The sequence below is a fragment of the Blautia liquoris genome (assembly GCF_015159595.1).
In the GTDB taxonomy this organism is placed as follows: domain Bacteria; phylum Bacillota; class Clostridia; order Lachnospirales; family Lachnospiraceae; genus Novisyntrophococcus; species Novisyntrophococcus liquoris.
The window spans coordinates 1,738,765-1,760,542 of sequence record NZ_CP063304.1; the positions used below are offsets into that span (position 1 = coordinate 1,738,765).

A 21,778-nucleotide genomic window follows, 5' to 3' on the forward strand; every position below is an offset into this window, starting at 1 on the left:
ATTGAGGCACTATTGGTAGTTTATCACTGTAATCTGAAGGCTTTCCCGTCCCCTGAATTGATTGATTGTCGGATAGTAAGTCAGTGCCATAAGTCCATGAGTTTTGACATATTCAGCAAACTCCTCAGCTTCTCCGAAAAACACAGCATCCATAACATAGCCGTTTGTGTCGATTACCTGCATCTTGGCTACATTTTTATTCTTGCCAAATATTCGCACGCCTGTCACTTTCAATCCTTTTTGTGCAAAAAGAGGTTTCGAATTTCCCTTTCCAAACGGAGCCAGTAATTCAATTTGGCTGACCAGTTTTTTGCTGATATATGCAATCGGCATTTCGATATCAATGACCACCTTTTCCATCAGATCCGTTTCGTCAAGTGTACATACCTCATTGATTTTTTTTCGAAAGAGTGACAGATTCTCCATATCCAAGGAGAGTCCTGCCGCCATAGGATGTCCCCCAAACTTTGTCAGCAGTTCCTTGCATTTACAAAGCTCATCATACATAGAATAACTTTCGATGGAACGGCCACTTCCCTTTAAACCTTCCGTCGTTTTCGTTATCACAAAAGATGGCTTGTGATAATGTTCTCTGAGTCTTCCGGCGATAATGCCTGCCAGACTCTCATGACACTCGGGCAGATATACCACCAGAACTCTGTCTTTTTGTAAGTCCGATTGTTCGACATATGAGATTGCCTCTTTTGTCCCCTGAAGCGTCATTGCCTTCCGGCTTTCATTCAGTGCCTTCAAATCTCCCGCCAGTTCTGCCGCCTCTTTATTACTTTTGGCACAGAGCATCGCAAGTGCACGTTTAGCCGTGTCGAGTCGTCCGCTTGCATTTAAACAAGGACCCAGAACAAACCCTATATGATAGGCATTAACATCTTTTGAATGCAGCTGATTTTCACCCATAAGAGCCAGAAGTCCCTTGCTTTTTGTCTTTCTGAGACGTTTCAGTCCCTCTTTTACGATTACACGATTTTCACCTTGAAGATCCATCACATCGCCGATGGTGGCAAATGCCGCATATTCAATAAACTCTATAGACTCAGCACGGTCAATACCATGTCTTTGATAGAGGGCACAGATGAGTTTCCACGCCACCGCAGCTCCACAAAGCCCTTTAAAAGGATAATGACAATCCTGTTGTTTAGGATTAACGATTGCATCCGCAGGCGGCAGCAGATAGTTACGCCTGCCATTTTCGTCTTCGTATGGCACCTCATGATGATCAGTCACAATCACCTGCATTCCCAGATCTTTTGCTACTTTAACTTGTTCTGATGCAGCGATTCCATTGTCACAGGTTAAGATGAGATCAACACCTGCATCACATGCCTCGCGAACGAGTGATTCATTTAGTCCATATCCATCTTTGATGCGATCCGGGATCTGAATATCAGCCCTTGCTCCAACCTTTTTAAGTCCTGTGAGTAGAATATAGGTCGACATGACGCCGTCGATATCATAGTCTCCTATAATCCGGATCTTCTTTTTCGCATTTATCACGCTATCCAGAATATCCAGTGCTTTTTTCATATCTTTAAAATCTTTCGGATCATGGAGATAGTTCAGATCTCCATTGAGATATTCATCAATATTTTCATATCCGATTACGTCGCGATTTCGTATCAGTCTAGCAATCACAGGATCAATGTGGAAATCTCTCCCTACTTTTTTAAATTCGGCTTTTTTTGCCGCTACTACCCATCGTTCCATTCTATGCTATGTACCAATCCTTTCTCTAGTATAACAGGGAGCTGACCACAATGATTGTGATCGCTCCCCGACAAAAAAATTACAGATTACTGTCATGAATTGATTTACTCGTCTGCCAGCGCAGCTTTAATCATAAGAGCGCATTCAACTCTCTTTTGCTGCATCTTGCATCCAATTTCATAGACGGAATTAATATTATTGTGGAAATTATACGCATTGGCTGCACAACCGCCGCTGCAATAAAACCTTGCAAAACAATCCGAACATTCTTTTTTTGCGTAAACATTACAGTTTTTAAATTCACTGGTGATATCATCTCTTACGACACCTGTATCCACATTTCCAAGAATAAAGTCTTCATTTCCGACAAACTGGTGACATGGGTATAAATCTCCCCAGGGAGTTACAGCGAGATATTCTGTTCCCGAACCACATCCGGAAAGCCTCTTGTAAACACAAGGACCGCCTGTAAGATCAATCATGAAATGAAAGAAATTAAACCCTCTGCCTTCTTTTTCACGCTTAATCATCTCTTTTGCCAGCAGATCATATTGTTCAAGGATGATTGGTAAATCTTCCTCCCGGATCGCATAATCAGCTTCAGGGGGAGCCACAACCGGCTCAACGGAAATCTGCTTAAATCCTAAATCGGCCAGATGCAGGACATCCTTTGCAAAATCCAGATTATAATGTGTAAATGTACCGCGAACGTAATATTTATCTTGATTCCTGCTCTCGGCAAATTTTTGAAACTTTGGTACAATAAGATCATAACTACTTTTTCCGTTGCGGAATGGCCTCATAAAGTCATGAATTTCTTTTCGTCCATCGATGCTGAGCACGACATTATCCATCTCTTGATTACAGAAGTCCATAATTTCATCATTGAGCAGAACTCCATTCGTGGTAACTGTAAAACGGAAATGTTTATCATGGATGTTTTCCTGCTCACGTCCATAATGAACCAGTGCCTCTACTACCTTCCAGTTCATCAACGGCTCCCCGCCGAAAAAGTCAACTTCCAGATTTCGTCTGCTTCCCGAATGTTCAATCAGAAAATCAAGGGATTTTTTACCGACCTCATAGGACATCAGGGCTCTTCTGCCATGATATTCTCCTTCTTCAGCAAAGCAGTACCTGCAGGCAAGATTGCAGTCATGCGCAATGTGAAGACATAATGCTTTTACTACCAACGGACGATTCTTAAATGCATCAATTGCATTTTCATAAATATCATCAGTAAATAGCATCCCCTGCTTGTTAAGTTCTCTTAATTCTTCCAATGCTTCCTCTATTTCGTCAGCAGAGTATCTCCCATGTAAGGACTCTTTTATTTTATCATCGCTGACAGACTCGTCCAACAGTGAGATTACATCATAAACAAGGTCATCGACCACATGAATCGAACCGCTGTTGATATCCAGAACCATGTTATATCCATTACTTTTATATTGGTGTATCAAAAAAATTCTCCCTTCAAAAGTCAGCATAACACCATGAATCATGTTGTCATACTGGTATCTATACATGACAAAGTTCCCAAAACCTAAAAACAGGTATGGGAACTTTATGTCAGCAAAATTAATTTTTGTTCTCGCAGTGCTGATTTCCTACAGTACATGATGTCTTACATGCTGACTGGCAAGATGTCTGGCATTCACCGCATCCACCTTTTTTCATCGTGTTTTGCAGGCTTTTTGTATTCAAAGTTTTAATATGTACCATGTCTTCATCCTCCTTTTTTACTTTAACAGTATAACACGCCATACCAATCAAGGCAAGATGGATTTTACGATACCATTCCTCCTGCCATCCCACCGGCTATGCAGATAAGAAGTGTAGTAAACAAGTGATTTACAGACGAGGAAATTCCATGAAAGGCAACCAGGGAAATGATTAGCGTAATCAGAAAATAGATGATGCCCAGTACCATTCCCCACAGAAACTTCCTTTGTTCCATTGTTTTTCCCAAAATAAAGCCACCCAAAAAGCAGGAAACCAAATATGTTACAATAATCCCCACACTGACATTGGACTGACTCAGATCCAGCTTAAGTAATAAGAATGCAACCGTAAGCAGGCAGACGGCAGTCACAACATATGCCGCCAAAAGTGCTTTTCCCACACGTAAGATCTTTTGTGCATACTGCTGTGTTTCCATAAAAAACCTCCCTATATCTTCAATATGATATCTTCCTCATATCTAAATATATGGGAGGGTTGTTTTCTTTATTCATCCATTGATGATTCTGTCTGTCTTCTTCTATTCTTGATTTTAAGTCCTGCAAATGTCAAACCCGTTAACATGGATAGCACAGAGACAACTGTCAGAGGAAGAATCTGACTATTATCAGCTGTCTTTACAGCACCCGGGGTTGTTACCGCTGCGGTCTTTATCTTAGGCTCAGTTGTCTTGGGTTTTGTTGTCTTGGGTTTCGTTGTCTTAGAGTTTGACTGTCCACTCGGCTTTTTTGTATCATCCTGACCTTTTTGTGATGATTCATCGCTATCAGAATTCTGCATATCTGCCTTTGAAGAGTCAGCGTTATCAATTGAATCTTCAGTACTTGCAGTAGATAGTTTTTCCTTATCGGTCTTTCTATAAAAATCTTCTGTATTTCCAACAATAGAATGTCCAATAAACCCATCTTCTGAATCAGAATCACCATCATCATTGTTTTCAGCTGTCTTAAGATTCTGATCATCATTTGAATTTGCAGGCTGATTCTGATCTAAATCAGTCTCATTCGTGTCGTCCTCAGATTTTTCCTCCACAGGCATAACGTTTTCATCTGAGTTGTTCGAAACAACAGCACGTAATGGAGAAAATGTCCTCAAAGGCAATCCGTGATTAGACGTTTCAGATTCGTCCATCTTTTGCTCTCTGACTTTGGAATCTTTGTCCTCTTTCTTGGCTTCATTGTTCTGAGAATCATTTATTTTGGAATCTTCTATTTTAGAATCATCTGTCTTAGATTCTTCCATTTTAGAGTCATCTGTTTTAGAATCTCCGTTCTTAGATTCTTTTTTCTTAGGTTTATCCGTTTCGGAATCTTCGTTTTTAGATTCATCCTTTTTGGATTCGTCATTTTTAGATTCATCGTTTTTAGAATCATCGTTTTTGGATTCGTTGTTTTTGGAATCTTTGTTTTTAGATTCATCCTTTTTCGATTTATCCGTTTCAGGATCCTCTTTTTGGGACTTATCTTTTTGTGACTCCTCAGTTTGGGACTTATCTACTTTGGATTCTTCCGTTTTGGAATCTTCTGTTTTAGAATCTTTATCATCCTTCTTGGAATCTTCTGTTTTGGGATTCTTTGATTCATCTGTTTTAGGATCATCTTTCCCGGTACTCTCATATGTAGCCCCTGTTTCTTTAGCAGAATCATCTGTCGAAGACCCAGAGATTGTCTCTGAGTGTTTTAGGGAATCCTTATATTCCTTCACAGTCATGCTTTTCACAGATTCGGAAAGTTTTGATTTTTCGTCTTTTGTAATCGTAGAATCAGAACACAGTACAATAATCTGATTGCTTCCAAGCAGTTTAGCCGCCTGACTTAAAGTTTTGACAGCTGTCTTTTCAGTGAATCCGTCATTTTTATCATCTCCGCTCTTTTTATCCAGATATATCACCTTTGTAGCTGACTCTTCACCCATTATCTGTGTCTGACTGACGGCGGAGTCTTTTGCCGGATCGGAAGCTGCCATTGTCGGATAGGGTGCACTGGAAATGGTGAGTACCAGAGTCAGAATCACACCTGCCGCTTTTGTATTTCTCATCATTTTGTTTCTCATATTAAAATTTTACTCCTCAGTTATTTCTACATGAATCACTATTCCAACGTATTATAACACAAATTTCCAAAAATCGACACCCCCTATTATACAAAAAGCGGATGTGCAAAAACTCACTCCGCTTTTTGTATATCAATTATCTGGAAAGAACTTAATTTTCCGGGATGTACTCTGGTTCTCTTTGCAATATTTCCATAAATTCATCACCGGTAATCGTCTCTCTTTGATACAAGAACTTGGCAAGTTCATGTAATTTGGGCAGATTCGAAGAAAGTAGATTCTCCGCTTTCTTATATGCACTATTAACGAGAGCAATCACCTTTTTGTCAATTTCAGAAGCTGTGTTTTCAGAACACATCAGGGAAGAGTCTGCGCTCAGATACGGATTAGTAACTGTTTCAAGTGCGACCATTCCAATCTCATCACTCATTCCATATCTTGTAATCATCGCACGAGCCATCTTCGTGGCCTGTTCTATATCGTTTGAAGCACCCGTTGTGATCGAATGAAAGATCAGACTTTCAGCTACCCGGCCTCCAGTCAGTGTGGCAAGACGATTCTCAAGTTCCTCTTTTGACATTAGGTTATGTTCTCCCTCGTCTACCTGCATCGTGTATCCAAGTGCACCAGAAGTTCTTGGTATAATTGTAATCTTCGTAACCGGTGCAGACTGAGTCTGAAGAGCTGCGACCATAGCATGTCCTACCTCGTGGTAGGAAACAATCAGTTTCTCCTTGTCAGATAAAATTTTATTCTTCTTCTGATAACCTGCGACAACTACTTCAACACTCTCTTCAAGGTCTGCCTGCGTCACAAACTTTCGTCGGTCGCGAACTGCGCGAAGTGCTGCTTCGTTGATCATATTGGCAAGTTCGGCACCGCTGGCTCCAGGAGACATTCTCGCAATTACGTCAAAGTCGACACTATCGCTGATGTGTATATCCTTTGCGTGCACTTTTAAGATATCAGCCCGGCCCTTGAGATCCGGGAGTTCCACTGGTATACGGCGGTCAAAGCGTCCCGGGCGGAGAAGTGCCGCATCAAGTGATTCCGGTCTGTTTGTAGCGCCAAGAATTACAACGCCTTTCTTTCCGTCAAAACCATCCATCTCGGTCAGAAGCTGGTTCAAAGTCTGTTCTCTCTCGTCATTGCCGCCCATATTTGCGCCATCACGTTTTTTACCAATGGTGTCAATTTCATCAATAAATACAATACAGGGGGCTTTATCATTCGCCTGCTTGAAAAGGTCACGCACCTTAGCTGCACCCATACCGACAAACATCTCTACAAATTCTGAACCTGAAATTGAGAAAAACGGAACATTTGCCTCTCCGGCAACTGCCTTGGCAAGCATGGTCTTTCCTGTTCCGGGAGGGCCTACGAGTAATGCTCCTTTTGGCATCTTCGCACCGATTTCCGTATACTTTTCCGGATTATGAAGGAAGTCAACGATTTCAAGAAGAAGCTCTTTTGCTTCATCTTCACCTGCAACATCCTTAAACTTGATTCCAGTCTCCGACTGCACATAAATTTTTGCGTTGCTCTTACCAAAGCTCATGGCATTTCCCATACCGCCATCACCCATTCTCTTTGACATCTGCCGCATCAGCAGCTGACCCAGAGCAACCATCAGTACAATAGGCAGTACCCATGAAATAATAAAAGCAAGAATTGGTGAAGTTCTCTCCACAATCGGAGATCCATACTTTGTAATCCCTTTTTCGTCCAGTTCCTGAATCAGATTTGGATCATTTAAAGGACCTGTTTTAAAGTAATTTTTTTCATCCTTATCTGAAAATGTGATTTTGTCCTGCTCTATCTGAACTTTCCCGATATCGCCTTTCTCTATCATCTGTTTGAAAACACCATAATCAACTTCCTTCACTTTCCGCTCTGCCATATTCGGAAAAAATATGGCATTAAGAAGCAGAATTACTAATATCGCTATAATATAGTAAAAAGCCATCGGCTTCTTTGGTGACTTGACTTCTTTCATATACTTCCTCCTGACTTTTTTAGTTTACTATATCATAGACTATACGCAAGTTTTTATGAAAAGTCAATAAACGTAGAAATTCTTTATAAAATTTACAGACTTTTATGATTTTATGAGTACCTGGTTCCAGAAATTCTACCTCATGATCGCACAAAATTCTGCCTCCATCCCTTCTTAAAGACCCGGAACAGAGAATCCATCAAAAAGATGGCCAGAGCGATAACTCCAGCTATTTCCAGAGTTTCAATCAAATAACGGCTTGTCATGCTGCCTTCTTCCATGGTCATGGAATATACGATTCGGTACATTCCCGCTCCCGGCACAGTAGGAAGAATTCCCGCAATGAGAAATAATGTCACGGGGGCTTTGAATTTTCGTGCAAATGTATGTGACAAGAACGCTATGACCAGTGCAGACCAAAAGGACGCGGCTACATTTCCCATCGTCAGCAAATCGTGGCATATAAGAAAGATCAGACCGCCTACAGCCCCTACGGTACCGGCAAGAAGCAGATAACGTTTTGGCACTTCTATTAAAAGCGAAAAAGCTACGATTGCAATAAAAACACCAATCAGTTTTAAAACCATATTTAGATTCCTCCAATCATCCATCTTCCGGCTGTCATACCGGCACCGACTCCGATCGCTATAGCCGCTGCTATCAGAAAAGCCTCCAATATTCCGGCCGCACCAGATAAAGTATCGCCCTGCAAAGTATCCCGTACAGCATTGGTAATTGCCACACCTGGCACTAACGGCATGATTGCACTGATAATAATTGTATCCATATTCAGGTTAATTATTACACTCTGAAGGAGAACACTGGACAGTGCAATTGATGACCCGCAGATCACATCCAGAAACAAATCATTCACCTTTAACTTTTTTGCAAATGTTGTCAGAAGAGCCTCCACGACCCCGACTATAAGTGCAGCCACGGCCTCTGATGTTTTTCCACCTAAAAACAGAGCAAATCCAAGCACAACGCCGATTGTTCCCAGATTATAGACCAGTCTGCTGTATTGACGTCCTTTCAACTGTCTTAATTGACCATATGTTTCGTCCAGAGTCATCTCGTCAGTGCAGAACTTTCTTGATATTTCATTCACTCCTACAATATTGTTCAGATTGATTCCTCTGCTTCTGACTCTTCGAACGATCGTTAAGGGTTTTTGATCTTTTTCCTGTAAAGTGACAAGAATCGCTGTGTTATACGCCACAGGATCAACATGCTCCGCTCCTGATTTATTCAGAATATAAGCCATCGTGTCTTCGACTCGATAAGTTTCTGCACCACTTTTCAACATGATTTCACCTGCCAGTACTGCAGTCCTCATTAATTGTTTATTGTCTAATTTTTTCTCATTTTGTCCCATATCTAATTACAACTCACTCATCTGATTCAGCAAAGAAAATTTATTTTTATTATATAGTAATAAACCTTCTTTTTTCATCTTGCCAAGTTCATTCGACATCGCACTTCGGTCAACACACAGATAATTGGCCAGCTGCTGTCGATTGAAGGGAACTTCAAACTCTTTCTTCCCCTGAACTGCCGCCTGATAAGACAGATAAGACAGAAGTCTTCCCCTTATAGATTTCGGTGTTGTGTGACTAATCTTTCTTGAAAGATTTAGATTTTTTGCAGCCATAATAGAAAGCATATTTCGAACAATTTTCATATAGAATGATCTGGAATTGTCACCTGTTTCTATGAGATGATTCATATTGAGAAAAAGAATCTCGGTTGCTTCCGCTGCCACCACATCAATCATCAATAGTTCCTTTTCTGCGCACACATACGCCTCTGCAAATACACGCTTTATACCGATATTATCCAGAATACTCACATTGCCCCATGCATCATCCTGTTCAATATTTACACTTCCGGAAAGTACAAGACCGATAGCATCCACAAAAGTCCCACTGTGATAGATGACATCATCTTTTTTATAATCTTTGGTATATGCTTTTAGACAACTTAATGCCAATTTTATCTCTTTCTCCGTAAGGCCTTTAAAAAGCCTCGTATTTGAAATAAATTTGTAGTTCATAGGAATTCATCAAACCTCTTTACGTATTTTCTCGTAATTTTGTTGTTTTAACAACATACATTTCTTGATGATTATAGTATGATCTCATCATGAAGTCAAGAAACAGGAGGTAAAGATTTGATTCGAAAAATTATACAGATTGATGAAGATAAATGTAATGGATGTGGTCTGTGTGCAGATGCCTGTCAGGAAGAGGCAATTGAAATGGTGAACAACAAAGCAAAGCTGACACGCGAGGATTACTGTGATGGTCTTGGCAACTGCCTTCCAGTGTGTCCCGCTGATGCGATCACATTTGTAGAAAAAGAAACCGCTGAACTTAAATCTATTGAATGCCCTGGCTCCCGTATGAGACAGTTCACCCGCAAAAGCGCCACACAATCATCTGCTCCTGCGGCTGCATACGACCAGCAAGAATCTATGTTAAGGCAATGGCCCGTTCAGATCAAACTTGTGCCGCTTAGCGCCCCTTATTTTGAAAATGCAGATCTTTTGATCGCCGCTGATTGTACGGCTTATGCCTATGCAGATTTTCACAACAAATTTATTCGAAATAAGATTGCATTAATCGGATGTCCCAAACTTGATGATGTAGATTATACAGAAAAACTCACTGAGATTATCAGCCAGAATCAGATAAAGAGCCTTACAATCGTACGCATGGAAGTTCCCTGCTGCGGCGGACTGCAGTATGCAGCACAAAACGCCTTGAAAGCCAGTGGCAAATTTATTCCCTGGCATGTAGTCACAATATCGACAGATGGCAAAATTCTTGATTAAAGGATCTATGATCTTTTTAATAAATAAATGTTACAAACAGGAGGTAAAATCAAATGGAACAACAAATGTTTTGTTTTCAATGTGAACAAACGGCAAGGGGATTGGGATGTACCGGATGTACCGGATGTGCCGGAGTCTGCGGGAAGACCCATGATGTGGCAAATGATCAGGATGATCTGATTGGTGCACTGATTGGACTTTCTAATGCAGTAAAAACCCCGGATAGTGAAACTGATAAACTGATGTTAGAAGCTCTTTTCACTACAGTGACGAATGTAAACTTTAATGAAGAAACAATCAAAGAAATGACATCAAAGATAGACAGCGAAGCGGCAAGATACAATATCAGCAGTCTCTCCCATTATGACATGAAGAAGCTATGGAATGCCGATGAAGATATCCGTTCCCTGAAATCTCTGATTTTATTCGGAATTAAGGGCATGGCAGCCTATGCATATCATGCTATGGTTTTGGGATATACGGACACAACGGTCAATGAATTCTTCTATAAGGCCTTGCGTACAATCGGCGAGAAAGGGACTATGGACGAACTTCTTCCTGTGGTTATGGAAACCGGAAAAGTTAATCTTGCCTGCATGGAACTTTTAGACAAAGCGAATACCGAATCCTACGGTACTCCCGTTCCAACTACTGTACCGCTGACTGTGGAAAAAGGTCCGTTCATCGTGGTAAGCGGACATGATCTCAAAGACCTTAAACTTCTGCTTGAGCAGACAAAAGATAAGGGGATCAATGTCTATACACATGGCGAGATGCTTCCGGCACACGCATATCCGTTACTAAAAGAATACCCACAGTTAAAAGGCAATTACGGTACGGCATGGCAAAATCAGCAAAAAGAATTCGCCAATATTCCTGCCCCTGTTTTATTTACCACAAATTGTCTGATGCCTGTGAAACCTTCTTATGAAGATCGTGTATTTACTACAGAAGTTGTATCCTATCCTGAGCTGGTACATATCGGGGATGATAAAGACTTCGCACCAGTAATCCAAAAAGCTCTGGAACTGGGCGGTTACAATGAAGACACTGAATTCACTGGCATCAATGGCGGTAAAGAAGTCACAACCGGTTTCGGACATGGAACAGTGTTATCCGTTGCAGACAAAGTAGTGGATGCAGTTAAAGCAGGAGATATCAAACACTTCTTTCTGGTAGGAGGATGTGACGGTGCTCGTCCGGGCAGAAATTATTACACAGAGTTTGTAGAAAAAGCCCCGACTGACAGCATTATTCTCACCCTTGCATGCGGAAAATATCGTTTCAATGATCTGGATCTTGGGACCATCGACGGACTGCCAAGAATCATGGATATGGGACAATGTAACGATGCATATAGTGCAATTAAAGTTGCAGTAGCACTAGCAGACGCTTTTGACTGCGGAGTAAATGAGCTTCCGCTCACGATGGTTTTGTCCTGGTATGAACAGAAAGCTGTTTGTATCCTGTTGACATTGCTTTCACTTGGGATAAAGAACATCTACCTTGGGCCTACACTTCCGGCTTTCCTGTCTTCGAACGTGTTAAACTATCTGGTAGAAAACTTTAATATCTCACCTACAAGTACTCCAGAAGAAGATCTCAAAAAAATATTAGGATAAGTTTTAATTAACAATCAATAAAAGGACTTCAGGAAGTGCTGCCTCCTGAAGTCCTTTTATTGAATTGTATGGTCAATCATATCATATACACGATAGTAATCTTTTGTCTTGCTGTCTTTATAGGTTTTGGAACGGTTCTGGTTTAGAAATCGTGTGAGGTTATAACAGTCAACCCAGATTTCATTATTTCCTTCTTTTTGTGATTCATCAAAAATCAGCTGCAGACCCCAGTGAAGATGAACTGTATCGATATTATTTACATTTTCCTTCGAACTATATCCGGTATGTCCCATATATCCGATCACATCACCGGCTTTTACTTTACTTCCAACTTGCAGATCCTGATGATACGGAAAGTTCTGTCTCAGATGTGCATAATAATAATATCGCCTCTTATCAAAGCTTCGAATACCGATTCTCCATCCTCCATACTGATTCCATCCCAATGCCTCTACATATCCTGATTCAATTGCAATTACAGGTGTCCCGATCTGCCCCATCATGTCATGGCCAAGATGTGGTCTGCTATATCCATATGCACGCGGCTTGCCAAAATCGTCATAATCATCATAGGCAAATCCTCCGGCAATCGGTGAAAACGCTTTAAGGCCATAACATTCTTCCCAGATCCTCTCTCCACTCTCGTCTTCTTTTTCTATCTCATAATCGCCAACCATTCCACCAAGAACTGCCTGGTATGCTTCGAGATAATAATTATAATACTTCTTATCTCTTGTCATATCCTCTAAAGTATTCTCTCTATTGACAAGTACTTCAGCCACAGTCTGCATGTCAGATGACTTATAGTTTGAAAAATCGCCGCCATTTCTGGAAGCAAGATAAGCGAGCAAGGTTATCCAGTTTAATTTAACTTCCTGCTTATGAGTTTTTATATCCCATTGATAAGCATCCTGCAGCGCCTGATAGGTCACATTGAAATCAACCCATTTTATGTAATCTTTCTTTTTTTGTGATTTATCTTTGACCTTTGTTACCTTTTCCTGGCCTTTTTCTTCGTTTTGACTTTCATCTTCTGACACTTCATTTTGACTGGCATCTTGATCTTTTATCGGCATAAACAGTGCCCGCGGCTTAGATCCTATCTTAGCGGCAGTATATCCCAGAATCAATAATGCACAGAGAAAAAATAAAAGAATCTTCTTGTTGCTGAAATGAATCTTCACATAGATTACCCGCTATAGAAACCTCTTTCTATATTTACGCATCATTATATGAAGTTATGACATCGAGAAAACTGCCGACAGAGATTTACTTTGCAATTCACCGGTCAAAATCTCCTGCACCCTGTAGAATTCCTGATGGAGTTTACAGATATCGGATTTTGTATTTCTTGAGCAATTATACTCGTCCTGAAGACATTCTGTAATCAGCAACTCTTTATCAACAATTTCGATTACATCATAAAGTGTGATATCATCCAAACTCTTTTTTAAAGCATAACCGCCGTTCGTTCCGCGATAACTTTGGATGACACCCGCCTTTTCCAACTTTCTGGTTATTTTATATGCGATAGAAACACTGATATCCTCTCTGCTGCACATTTCGCGGACACTGATAATTTTATTATCAGCCAATGCTCTTAAGATCCTGACCGCATAGTCTACTTCTCTGGTAATTAACATATCTATAACCCTCCGACCCTGTTATCATATCATGCTGTACCATTATAGTCAAGCTTTGAGGCATGTTCTTCTAAAATGGCAGTTCAATTTCGCCTGTAAACAGGTCCATGATTACATTGCATGCCGCCCCAAAAACTGTTACGTCTGATCTGAAGCTGGAGTGTTTTACCCGAATACTTGTATATCCCTGAACAAATTTATGAGTATTGATTTGATTCTCCAGGTATTTTAAATACTTTTGTGGAATGTAAGTCCCCTGATCACCGAGGATAACCGATACCGGATGTAGTATATTAATACTGCTCACGATTGCAATCAAAAGATCATCCATTAGTTGATGTAGGATTTTATCCACTTTTTCATCAGAAGACATCTCACAATACTCTCTAAATGTCAGATCTTTTTTCGTTTCCGTTTTCAGCTTTTTAAGAACAGCCTGAGCACTTGCATAACTTTGGAGGCATCCTCTGTTCCCACAGGTACACAGTGCACCCTGAGGACGTATACATACATGACCGATTTCCGGGGCATATCCTTTGCTGTTGCGAAAGAGCTCTCCCTGACTGATTACACCCGAGCCAATCCTATCACCCAGGCCGAGATAGATAAAATCATGTTCTTCTTTCCCCGCACCGAATAACGCCTCAACTAAAGCGGAGCTATTTGCCACAGAATCCATGACTATTGGATATGAATATCTTTGTCTCAGTCTGTCTGCCAGCATTACATTTTTGATTCCATAGAAATTCGAAGGATTCAAAATTTCCCCTCTGTTAATGTTAACTGGGCCAATTGATGCGATACCTATCCCTATAAGATTGGCTTCAACCTCAATCATGGCATCAATCAGCTCGATCACATCCTCTACCAGTTTTTCGGCATTCAGATCATCTGCATAATTGATTCTTTTTCTCCTGATCGTATGAAGTTTTAGATCGCACAATATTGCCTCACAATATGTTGCATCAACCAGTATGCCAAGGACTTTAGGAGCCTTTTTATTGATTTCTAATGTGATAGGATTTCTTCCACGCACATCGTTTTGAAGTTCTTCCGCTTCCACGATTATGTTTTGCTGACGAAACTCGGATATAATATTCGTTATCGTCATTTTTGTCAACTCTGTCTCCCTGGCCAGCTCAATTCTAGAGTGACATTGTCCTGTGGCAATCAATTTTAATATTAATCCTCTGTTATGCTTACTGGAGATACGACTATTCTCACCTTTTTTTCTCATCCTCTCACCTTTTTCATCCTTCTTTGGTACTTTATGCATCATCTCTTCTGTCATCATGCTAAGTTATAGTATACATTGTTTTACTTATCAATTCTATATGAATTCCGAAATATTTGAATAAAAATATGGGACTGTCGCACAGCTAATGTGACAGTCCCATATTTTTATTCAACGTTTCATTTTTCTTGTAATGTTATGATACACGGATTACTCCGCACTTTGTGCTCACGTATCTTCGCTCCGGTCGGTACTAAACGAACATATATGCGTATGATTTCACGACGGTGTCGATCATCCCGCGAAGTCCCTCCGGAACGGACGGTGAATCTGTTCCCACTTTATAATCGGAAATCTGTCCGGCAATTCGAACTTTACATTCTCCGGTTTCTTTGTTTACAACAAGGAAACCATGGTTTTTGCTGTTTTCCATATCTTCCTGTGTCGCAAACAAAGTAAACTTATCCAAGTATGGAGCACTGTCATATGGACAGAACGTTTTACAGTTTCCACATTCATTGCACATATAGTCTACATGAATAATCTGGTGTTTTTTCATTCCCGGAACTTCAATCGAGATATTTGCACGGTTCGGACATACTTCCACGCAACTCTCACAGATGCTGTTGCAGGAGAGACAGCGAGTACCATCCGTAATTTCGGGAGACTCTTCATTTAGGTTCCCTTTTCTTCCGTAAACTATTTCAGAAGGTGTCATTGTTGCAAACTCATGATCAAACTTTTTACCCAGAATAGCCTCGGCGGCCATTTTTCCGTCACGGATTCCCTCAACAATTGTAGCCGGACCAAATACGCAGTCTCCAGCTACATATACTCCAGGTACAGAAGTTTCCATTGTCTCCGGATTAACGAGCACACGGCCCCTTTCGTTCAGTTCAATATGATTTTCTTTATAGAATTTAGCCGGAACTTTCTCGCCAACGGCAGAGATTACGGTATCTGCCGGAATCTTAACAGTCTCTTGTGTTTCATAAACACTACGACGGCCGCTGTCATCATAATCGCCGAGTTTCATCTTTTTACAGATCAACTGTCCGTCTTCCATTTTCACCGGGCTCAACAATTCTGCAAAATCAATGCCATCTTCGATTACCATCAAAAGTTCTTCCTCGTCTGCTGGCATGTAACGCTTTGTTCTGCGATAAACAAGTGATACCTTTTCTACTCCTTCATTCCTCTTAGATGCTCTGGCAACATCCATTGCAGTATTTCCGCCGCCGATAACAGCAACATTTTTACCCAGATTTACGTGTCCTGAAGTTTGATTGAAATCTTCAAGGAACTCAATTCCGTCATATGTCTCTTTACCGTCCAGGACCAGTGTATTCTTTTCAGAAGCCCCAACAGAGAGAATGACATAGTCGTATTCTTTCTTAAGTTCATCGATATCTGTCACTGTTGTGTTATTTACAAAGTTAACTCCCATGGCTTTTACGAGGGATACATCTTTGTCAATATCTTCATCATTCATACGAAATCCTGAGATTGAGTTGCGGGGCACGCCGCCCATCTTCTCTTTCTTTTCGATGATCGTAGCCTGAATTCCTCCTCTTGCCAGAAAATATCCTGCTGCGAGACCAGCTGGTCCTCCGCCAACGATAACAGCCGTCTTATCAGAAGTAATCTCAGGCTTTTTCAGTTTCTTTATCAGTTCATCATAACCGCCTTTTGCTGCTTCTAATTTGACTTTACGAATATTCACCGAAGTCTCGTAGAAATTACGTGTACATTTATTCATACAGGTATGTGCACAGATCGTACCAGTAATGAACGGAAGCGGGTTCTTGTCTATGATAACTTCCAACGCCTCTTCCATCTTTCCTTCCTGAACCAATTTCAAATAGGAAGTAATATCCTGATGTATCGGGCATTGTTCCTCACAGGGAGCCATAAAACAGTCCACAAGTGGAACTTGCTTTCTGGATTTTCTCGAAGGTAGGGGCTTTATCGGTTTTACATAATGACAATCTTGCTTTGCAGACTCAACAATCGCCGCTGTCTTCTCTACATCGACACCACGAAAGGACTTCACCTGCAGTTTTTCCAGATTCTTTGCTATCTGATCAAACCTCTCATATCCGCCTGGCTTTAATAATGTGGTGGCCATTGTAACCGGCCAGATACCTGCATCAACAATTTCGTTGATGTTAAAAGCATCTGCACCGCCTGAAAAAGAAATGCGCAGACTGCCGTCAAAATCCCTCGAAAGATTTCTGGCTACCGACATAGATAATGCAAAAAGAGATTTTCCGGACATATACATCTCATCACCCGGAAGCTCCTGGCGAGTAATATCCACCGGGAATGTATTTGTGATTTTAACCCCAAACTCCAGTCCCCTCTCTTCACCAAGTTCCTGAAGTCTGTGCAGCATCGGGATTGCTTCCTCATATTGAAGGTCTTCTTTAAAATGATGATCATCGAATGCTACATAATCATATCCCATCTCATCCATCGTCTTTCTCGCATAATCATAACCCAAAAGAGTCGGATTACACTTGACAAAGGTATTCACCTTCTTCTCTGTGAGAAGATAATTTGCAATTCTTTCGATTTCCTGAGGAGGACATCCATGTAAAGTCGAAAGCGTTGCTGAATCAGTTATCTGCGGACCAATGGCATCCAGATCATGGACAGAAAACTTCTTGAATTTGCCCATATTTTTGGCGAGCCATTCCTTACATTCCTTAAATATTTTTGTGTCGGAGGCATCTTTCATTCCTTCGATAAAACGGTCAATCTTTGGCAGCTTAATGCCTTCCAGATCATATCCCACGGACATATTAAACTGAAAACCATCCGGTGCTCCCAGTCCAAACTCTGTGGCAATCACTTTAAGTGCAAACCACGCTTTCACATATTCATCAAAAGCCTGGGAAACATAAAGTTCCGTGGACCACTCTGAATTATAACATTCGTCATTTGCTGCAATACATGGTTTCTCAACTACAAGATCTTCTCCGTCAATTTTCTGAACTGTTTTCAGTTCAAAGAAACGGGCTCCGCCATAATAAGAAGCAACTATGTTTTGGGCCAGCTGTGTATTAGGACCTGCTGCTGGTCCCATGGGGGTTTCCAGTTTCTTTCCAAATATCTCGTAATAACGTTTTGGGTTTGCGATATATGGCCTGCGAAGGCCAAAAACCGTTCCCTTTTCATGTTCCTCAAAAATCCAATCCATCAGTTTATTAAATGGAATTGGAGTCATCTTATCACCCATTCTCTAATCCTCCTGTTTTTTATATACCCTTAAGCGTTAACACGTGCCCAGAGTTTCTTCGCTTCTTCTCTGGATTCAAATAAAATCTTTTCTTCATCGATACCCATCATCTCACGGTCTTTCATCAACACCTTTCCGTTGCAGACAGTAGTCACGACATTGTTTCCGTTCATGCCAAATAATATATGACCATTGATATTATCGGCATTCAAAGGAGTCCTTGGAATGTAGTCCATAACAATAACATCTGCAGCAGCTCCCTTTTTCAGTATACCCAGAGGTTTCCCGAAATACCTGCCCGCCATCCTGGGATTTCCCTCAAACAGCATCTGCGGAACTTCACTCCACGCTGCATTCGGATCACAGAGATGATGTTTATGAAGAATGTTGGCAACTTTATATGATTCTATCATATCCTGAGTGTATCCATCTGTTCCAAGTCCTGTTAAGATACCCTTGTGAACAAGTTCCATCGTAGGAGGGCACCCGGCTGCATTTCCCATATTGGACTCCGGATTATGAACTACCATGGTGTTTGTATCCCGGATCAGATCCATCTCATGAGGATTAATATAGATGCAGTGCGCCAAAAGTGTTTTCTCACCAAGGATATTAAAGTCCATCAGACGATCAACAATTCTCTTGCCGTGTTTTTTCAGACAGTCATGCAGATCCTCGATACCTTCTGCAACATGGATATGATAACCAACCTCATCCGGTTTATTCTCAGCAGCCAGTTCGAAGGTCTCATCAGAGATTGTAAATTGAGCATGCATTCCCATCATTCCTGCAACCATGTCAGAATCATCAGCGAGAGCATGTTTGATCCATGCAGCATTTTCTTTTACTGCTTCATGAGATTTTTCCATGCCATCCCGATCTGAAATTTCATAACAAAGACATGTTCTCACGCCAAGTTCCTCTGCAGCATCTCCTATGGCGAATAAACTGTCGTGAATTTCGCCAAAGCTTGCATGATGGTCGAAGACTGTGGTCACCCCGTTTTTAATAGAATCCAGATATGTTACTCTTGCACTCTGTCTCGTAGCTTCATTGGTCAGATTCCGGTCAATCTTCCACCATTGCCCATCTAAAATACCGATGAGTCCATGCGGATGATAGCCATTAATTGAAAGGCCTCTTGCCATCGCACTGTAAATATGCTCATGCATGTTAATAAATGCAGGCATAATCACTTTGCCCTTTGCATCCACAAACTCTGCGTCAGGATACAGTTTCTTCATTTCTTTTGTGGTACCCACATCTTTAATCACATTGTCCTGTGTAACCACCGCTCCATCCGTGATAAAAGGATTCTCTGGATCTCTGGTTACCAGACGTCCGTTTCCAATTAATAACATATACCTTTTCTCCTTTACTTTCATTCCCTTGCCAATATCTTTTGATTGTTGCACCTTAAGTCTTCTTCCTTCGCTTGTAGGTGTCAAGCTAAATATTTATTAGATGCTGATTCTGCACTGCTAATGTTGAAAAAGTTCTTTTTATCCGAATTCTTCATACAATTAGAACATATTTAAATCTTTCATAACAAGTAGGATAGAAGTCTGTATGTACTAATTTTATCATGTTATTTAAGCATTTGCAAGCTTCATAGTAATATTTTTAAGGCAGCCTAAATTTTTTTGTATTTCCCTATTGATTTTTTCGTTCTGTGATGCTATGATGGGGTCAGATGGAACCGGAAATCTAAATTTTAATTAGGTGATCAGGAGATATTATGACTTATACACTGGAAATACTTACACAGATTGCAAAGGGAGTGGCAAAACAGTTTGGACCGGACTGTGAAATTGTCATTCACGATCTCGCAAAGCATGATCTTGATCATTCCATTGTCTTTATTGTCAATGGGCAGATCACAAACCGCAAGATCGGTGATGGTCCTTCAAAGGTTGTCTTAGAAACCATGAATAAAAAACCGGAAAAAGTAAAAGATCATTTAAGTTACCTGACTCGGACTTCTAACGGTCGAATTCTAAAATCAAGTACGATGTACATCAGAAATAAAGATGGTGGAGAGATTATGTACATCTTTTCAATTAACTATGATATCACATCGTTGATGACCGTTGAAAACGCGGTCAAAAACATCGTTGAAACGGAGTCGCAAGGCGCCAGACATCATTCACCGGATCCAATCGTCCACAATGTCAATGATCTGCTTGATTCTCTCATTCAGGAATCTGTTGAGCTGATAGGCAAACCGGCTGCTCTTATGAATAAAGATGAAAAAGTAGAAGCAATTTCATTCTTAAATGATGCGGGAGCCTTACTGATCACCAAGTCCGGTGACAAGATTTCAAAATATTTTGGAATCTCAAAATTCACTCTCTACAGCTACATCAGCGAAAGCAACAAAAAAAATGAAGATGCCAGATAAAGGCAATACTGCTTTTACCGGTCGAAACCATCAATTTTATAAGGAGGTTTTACAAATGAATCAGGAAAAGATTCTGTGGGTTGAAAACCACATGCCAAAAAGTGAAGACAAAAATCTTCCAGTCATGTCTCTGGAGGCAGTAAAAAAGGCAAGAGAGTTTCATGAGTCCATACCAGGATATAAACCAACGCCTTTGGCAAAATTAAATGGTATGGCTGATTATCTTGGGTTAAAAGAAATTTATGTAAAAGATGAGTCCTATCGGTTTGGTCTCAATGCATTCAAAGTCCTGGGCGGTTCTTTTTCCATGGCTCGATATATTGCAAAAAAAACCGGCCGTGATGTCTCTGAACTTCCCTTTAACGTACTGACTTCAGATGCTCTTCGAGAGGAGTTCGGACAGGCTACATTCTTTACTGCTACTGACGGAAATCATGGCCGAGGAGTTGCATGGGCGGCCCATCGTCTCGGTCAAAAAGCAGTTGTCTATATGCCAAAAGGTTCTACAAAGACACGTCTGCAGCACATCCTTAATGAGGGTGCAGCAGCGACGATCGAAGAAGTAAATTATGATGAGTGTGTGCGCATGGCCGCAGATGCCGCTTCCAAAGTGGAGAATGGTGTTGTCGTTCAAGATACCGCATGGGATGGCTATGAAGAGATTCCATCCTGGATCATGCAGGGATATGGAACCATGGCTATGGAGGCCGACGAACAGCTTGCCTCTTATGGCTGTGACCGTCCGACACACGTATTTGTTCAGGCCGGCGTAGGATCACTGGCTGGTGCTGTTCAGGGATATTTTGCAAATCGTTATCCGGATAATCCGCCGACAGTTGTCGTTGTCGAAGCTGCCCCTGCCGCCTGCTTATATAAGGGTGCCAAAGCCGCAGACGGAGAACTTCGCAAAGTGGGCGGCGATATGCTCACAATCATGGCGGGACTTGCATGTGGTGAACCGAATACAATTTCATGGGACATTCTGAAAAACCATGTGAAAGTATTTATCTCCTCTCCCGACTGGGCTGCTGAAAAAGGCATGCGTATGCTTTCCGCTCCTGTCAAAGGAGATCCACAGGTGGTTTCGGGAGAATCCGGTGCCGCACCGTTCGGAACACTGGCATCAGTCATGATGATGAATGAATATAAAGAATTAAGAGCTGCCATCGGTCTTGATGAGAATTCTAAGGTTCTTCTGTTCTCTACGGAAGGTGATACAGATCCCGACCGCTACAAAGAAATCGTCTGGGATGGTAAAAACGACCACTTTTTTGACTGATACAGGGTTCAA

At 41.1% G+C, this 21,778-nt stretch carries 18 protein-coding genes; 4 read left to right on the forward strand and 14 right to left on the reverse strand.

Annotation, left to right across the window (positions count from 1 at the left end; genetic code table 11):
- Positions 1-9: 9 nt before the first annotated feature.
- From recJ to INP51_RS08065, 9 genes are all read right to left on the reverse strand, one after another.
- On the reverse strand, positions 10-1,722 hold the full coding sequence (gene recJ / locus INP51_RS08025; protein WP_193737163.1) for a single-stranded-DNA-specific exonuclease RecJ: 1,713 nt from the start codon (positions 1,720-1,722) through the stop codon (positions 10-12).
- Positions 1,723-1,826: 104 nt separating this feature from the next.
- Positions 1,827-3,185 (reverse strand): thioether cross-link-forming SCIFF peptide maturase, encoded by a 1,359-nt coding sequence (gene scfB, locus INP51_RS08030; protein WP_193737300.1) that lies wholly within the window; start codon positions 3,183-3,185, stop codon positions 1,827-1,829.
- A 118-nt stretch (positions 3,186-3,303) separates the two neighbouring features.
- On the reverse strand, positions 3,304-3,447 hold the full coding sequence (scfA, locus tag INP51_RS08035; RefSeq protein WP_193737164.1) for a six-cysteine ranthipeptide SCIFF: 144 nt from the start codon (positions 3,445-3,447) through the stop codon (positions 3,304-3,306).
- A gap of 64 nt (positions 3,448-3,511) precedes the next feature.
- Positions 3,512-3,883 (reverse strand): TIGR04086 family membrane protein, encoded by a 372-nt coding sequence (locus INP51_RS08040; RefSeq protein WP_193737165.1) that lies wholly within the window; start codon positions 3,881-3,883, stop codon positions 3,512-3,514.
- 68 nt (positions 3,884-3,951) lie between these two features.
- Complete coding sequence (locus INP51_RS08045; protein WP_193737166.1) at positions 3,952-5,517, reverse strand: hypothetical protein; 1,566 nt, start codon at positions 5,515-5,517, stop codon at positions 3,952-3,954.
- A gap of 151 nt (positions 5,518-5,668) precedes the next feature.
- Positions 5,669-7,513, reverse strand: coding sequence for an ATP-dependent zinc metalloprotease FtsH (gene ftsH / locus INP51_RS08050; RefSeq protein ID WP_193737167.1), 1,845 nt, complete (start codon positions 7,511-7,513; stop codon positions 5,669-5,671).
- A gap of 140 nt (positions 7,514-7,653) precedes the next feature.
- Positions 7,654-8,100: a threonine/serine exporter family protein gene (locus INP51_RS08055; protein WP_193737168.1), complete on the reverse strand. Its 447-nt coding sequence runs from the start codon at positions 8,098-8,100 to the stop codon at positions 7,654-7,656.
- A 2-nt stretch (positions 8,101-8,102) separates the two neighbouring features.
- Positions 8,103-8,888 (reverse strand): threonine/serine exporter family protein, encoded by a 786-nt coding sequence (locus INP51_RS08060; protein WP_193737169.1) that lies wholly within the window; start codon positions 8,886-8,888, stop codon positions 8,103-8,105.
- A 6-nt stretch (positions 8,889-8,894) separates the two neighbouring features.
- Positions 8,895-9,566 carry a Crp/Fnr family transcriptional regulator gene (locus tag INP51_RS08065; RefSeq protein ID WP_193737170.1) on the reverse strand — a complete coding sequence of 224 codons (672 nt, stop codon included), beginning with the start codon at positions 9,564-9,566 and terminating at the stop codon, positions 8,895-8,897.
- 117 nt (positions 9,567-9,683) lie between these two features.
- On the opposite strand from INP51_RS08065, the gene INP51_RS08070 reads away from it, so the two are divergent.
- Both INP51_RS08070 and hcp read left to right on the forward strand, forming a co-directional pair.
- Positions 9,684-10,346 carry an ATP-binding protein gene (locus INP51_RS08070; RefSeq protein ID WP_193737171.1) on the forward strand — a complete coding sequence of 221 codons (663 nt, stop codon included), beginning with the start codon at positions 9,684-9,686 and terminating at the stop codon, positions 10,344-10,346.
- 53 nt (positions 10,347-10,399) lie between these two features.
- Positions 10,400-11,968 carry a hydroxylamine reductase gene (gene hcp / locus INP51_RS08075; protein ID WP_230406919.1) on the forward strand — a complete coding sequence of 523 codons (1,569 nt, stop codon included), beginning with the start codon at positions 10,400-10,402 and terminating at the stop codon, positions 11,966-11,968.
- A 56-nt stretch (positions 11,969-12,024) separates the two neighbouring features.
- Here hcp and INP51_RS08080 read toward each other — a convergent pair whose 3' ends face one another.
- From INP51_RS08080 to ssnA, 5 genes are all read right to left on the reverse strand, one after another.
- Complete coding sequence (locus tag INP51_RS08080) at positions 12,025-13,044, reverse strand: M23 family metallopeptidase (protein WP_193737302.1); 1,020 nt, start codon at positions 13,042-13,044, stop codon at positions 12,025-12,027.
- 162 nt (positions 13,045-13,206) lie between these two features.
- Positions 13,207-13,611 (reverse strand): RrF2 family transcriptional regulator, encoded by a 405-nt coding sequence (locus INP51_RS08085; protein WP_193737172.1) that lies wholly within the window; start codon positions 13,609-13,611, stop codon positions 13,207-13,209.
- Positions 13,612-13,681: 70 nt separating this feature from the next.
- Positions 13,682-14,905, reverse strand: coding sequence for an ROK family protein (locus INP51_RS08090; RefSeq protein WP_193737173.1), 1,224 nt, complete (start codon positions 14,903-14,905; stop codon positions 13,682-13,684).
- A 193-nt stretch (positions 14,906-15,098) separates the two neighbouring features.
- Entirely contained in the window at positions 15,099-18,086 is a 2,988-nt protein-coding gene (gene ygfK, locus INP51_RS08095; RefSeq protein ID WP_193737174.1) for a putative selenate reductase subunit YgfK, read from the reverse strand.
- A gap of 29 nt (positions 18,087-18,115) precedes the next feature.
- A complete protein-coding gene (gene ssnA / locus INP51_RS08100; protein WP_193737175.1) occupies positions 18,116-19,447 on the reverse strand; it encodes a putative aminohydrolase SsnA in 1,332 nt (443 codons plus the stop codon).
- A gap of 377 nt (positions 19,448-19,824) precedes the next feature.
- Here ssnA and INP51_RS08105 point away from each other — a divergent pair, with 377 nt between their 5' ends.
- On the forward strand, positions 19,825-20,487 hold the full coding sequence (locus INP51_RS08105; RefSeq protein WP_193737176.1) for a helix-turn-helix transcriptional regulator: 663 nt from the start codon (positions 19,825-19,827) through the stop codon (positions 20,485-20,487).
- A gap of 55 nt (positions 20,488-20,542) precedes the next feature.
- Complete coding sequence (dpaL, locus tag INP51_RS08110; RefSeq protein ID WP_193734384.1) at positions 20,543-21,766, forward strand: diaminopropionate ammonia-lyase; 1,224 nt, start codon at positions 20,543-20,545, stop codon at positions 21,764-21,766.
- Positions 21,767-21,778 lie beyond the last annotated feature (12 nt).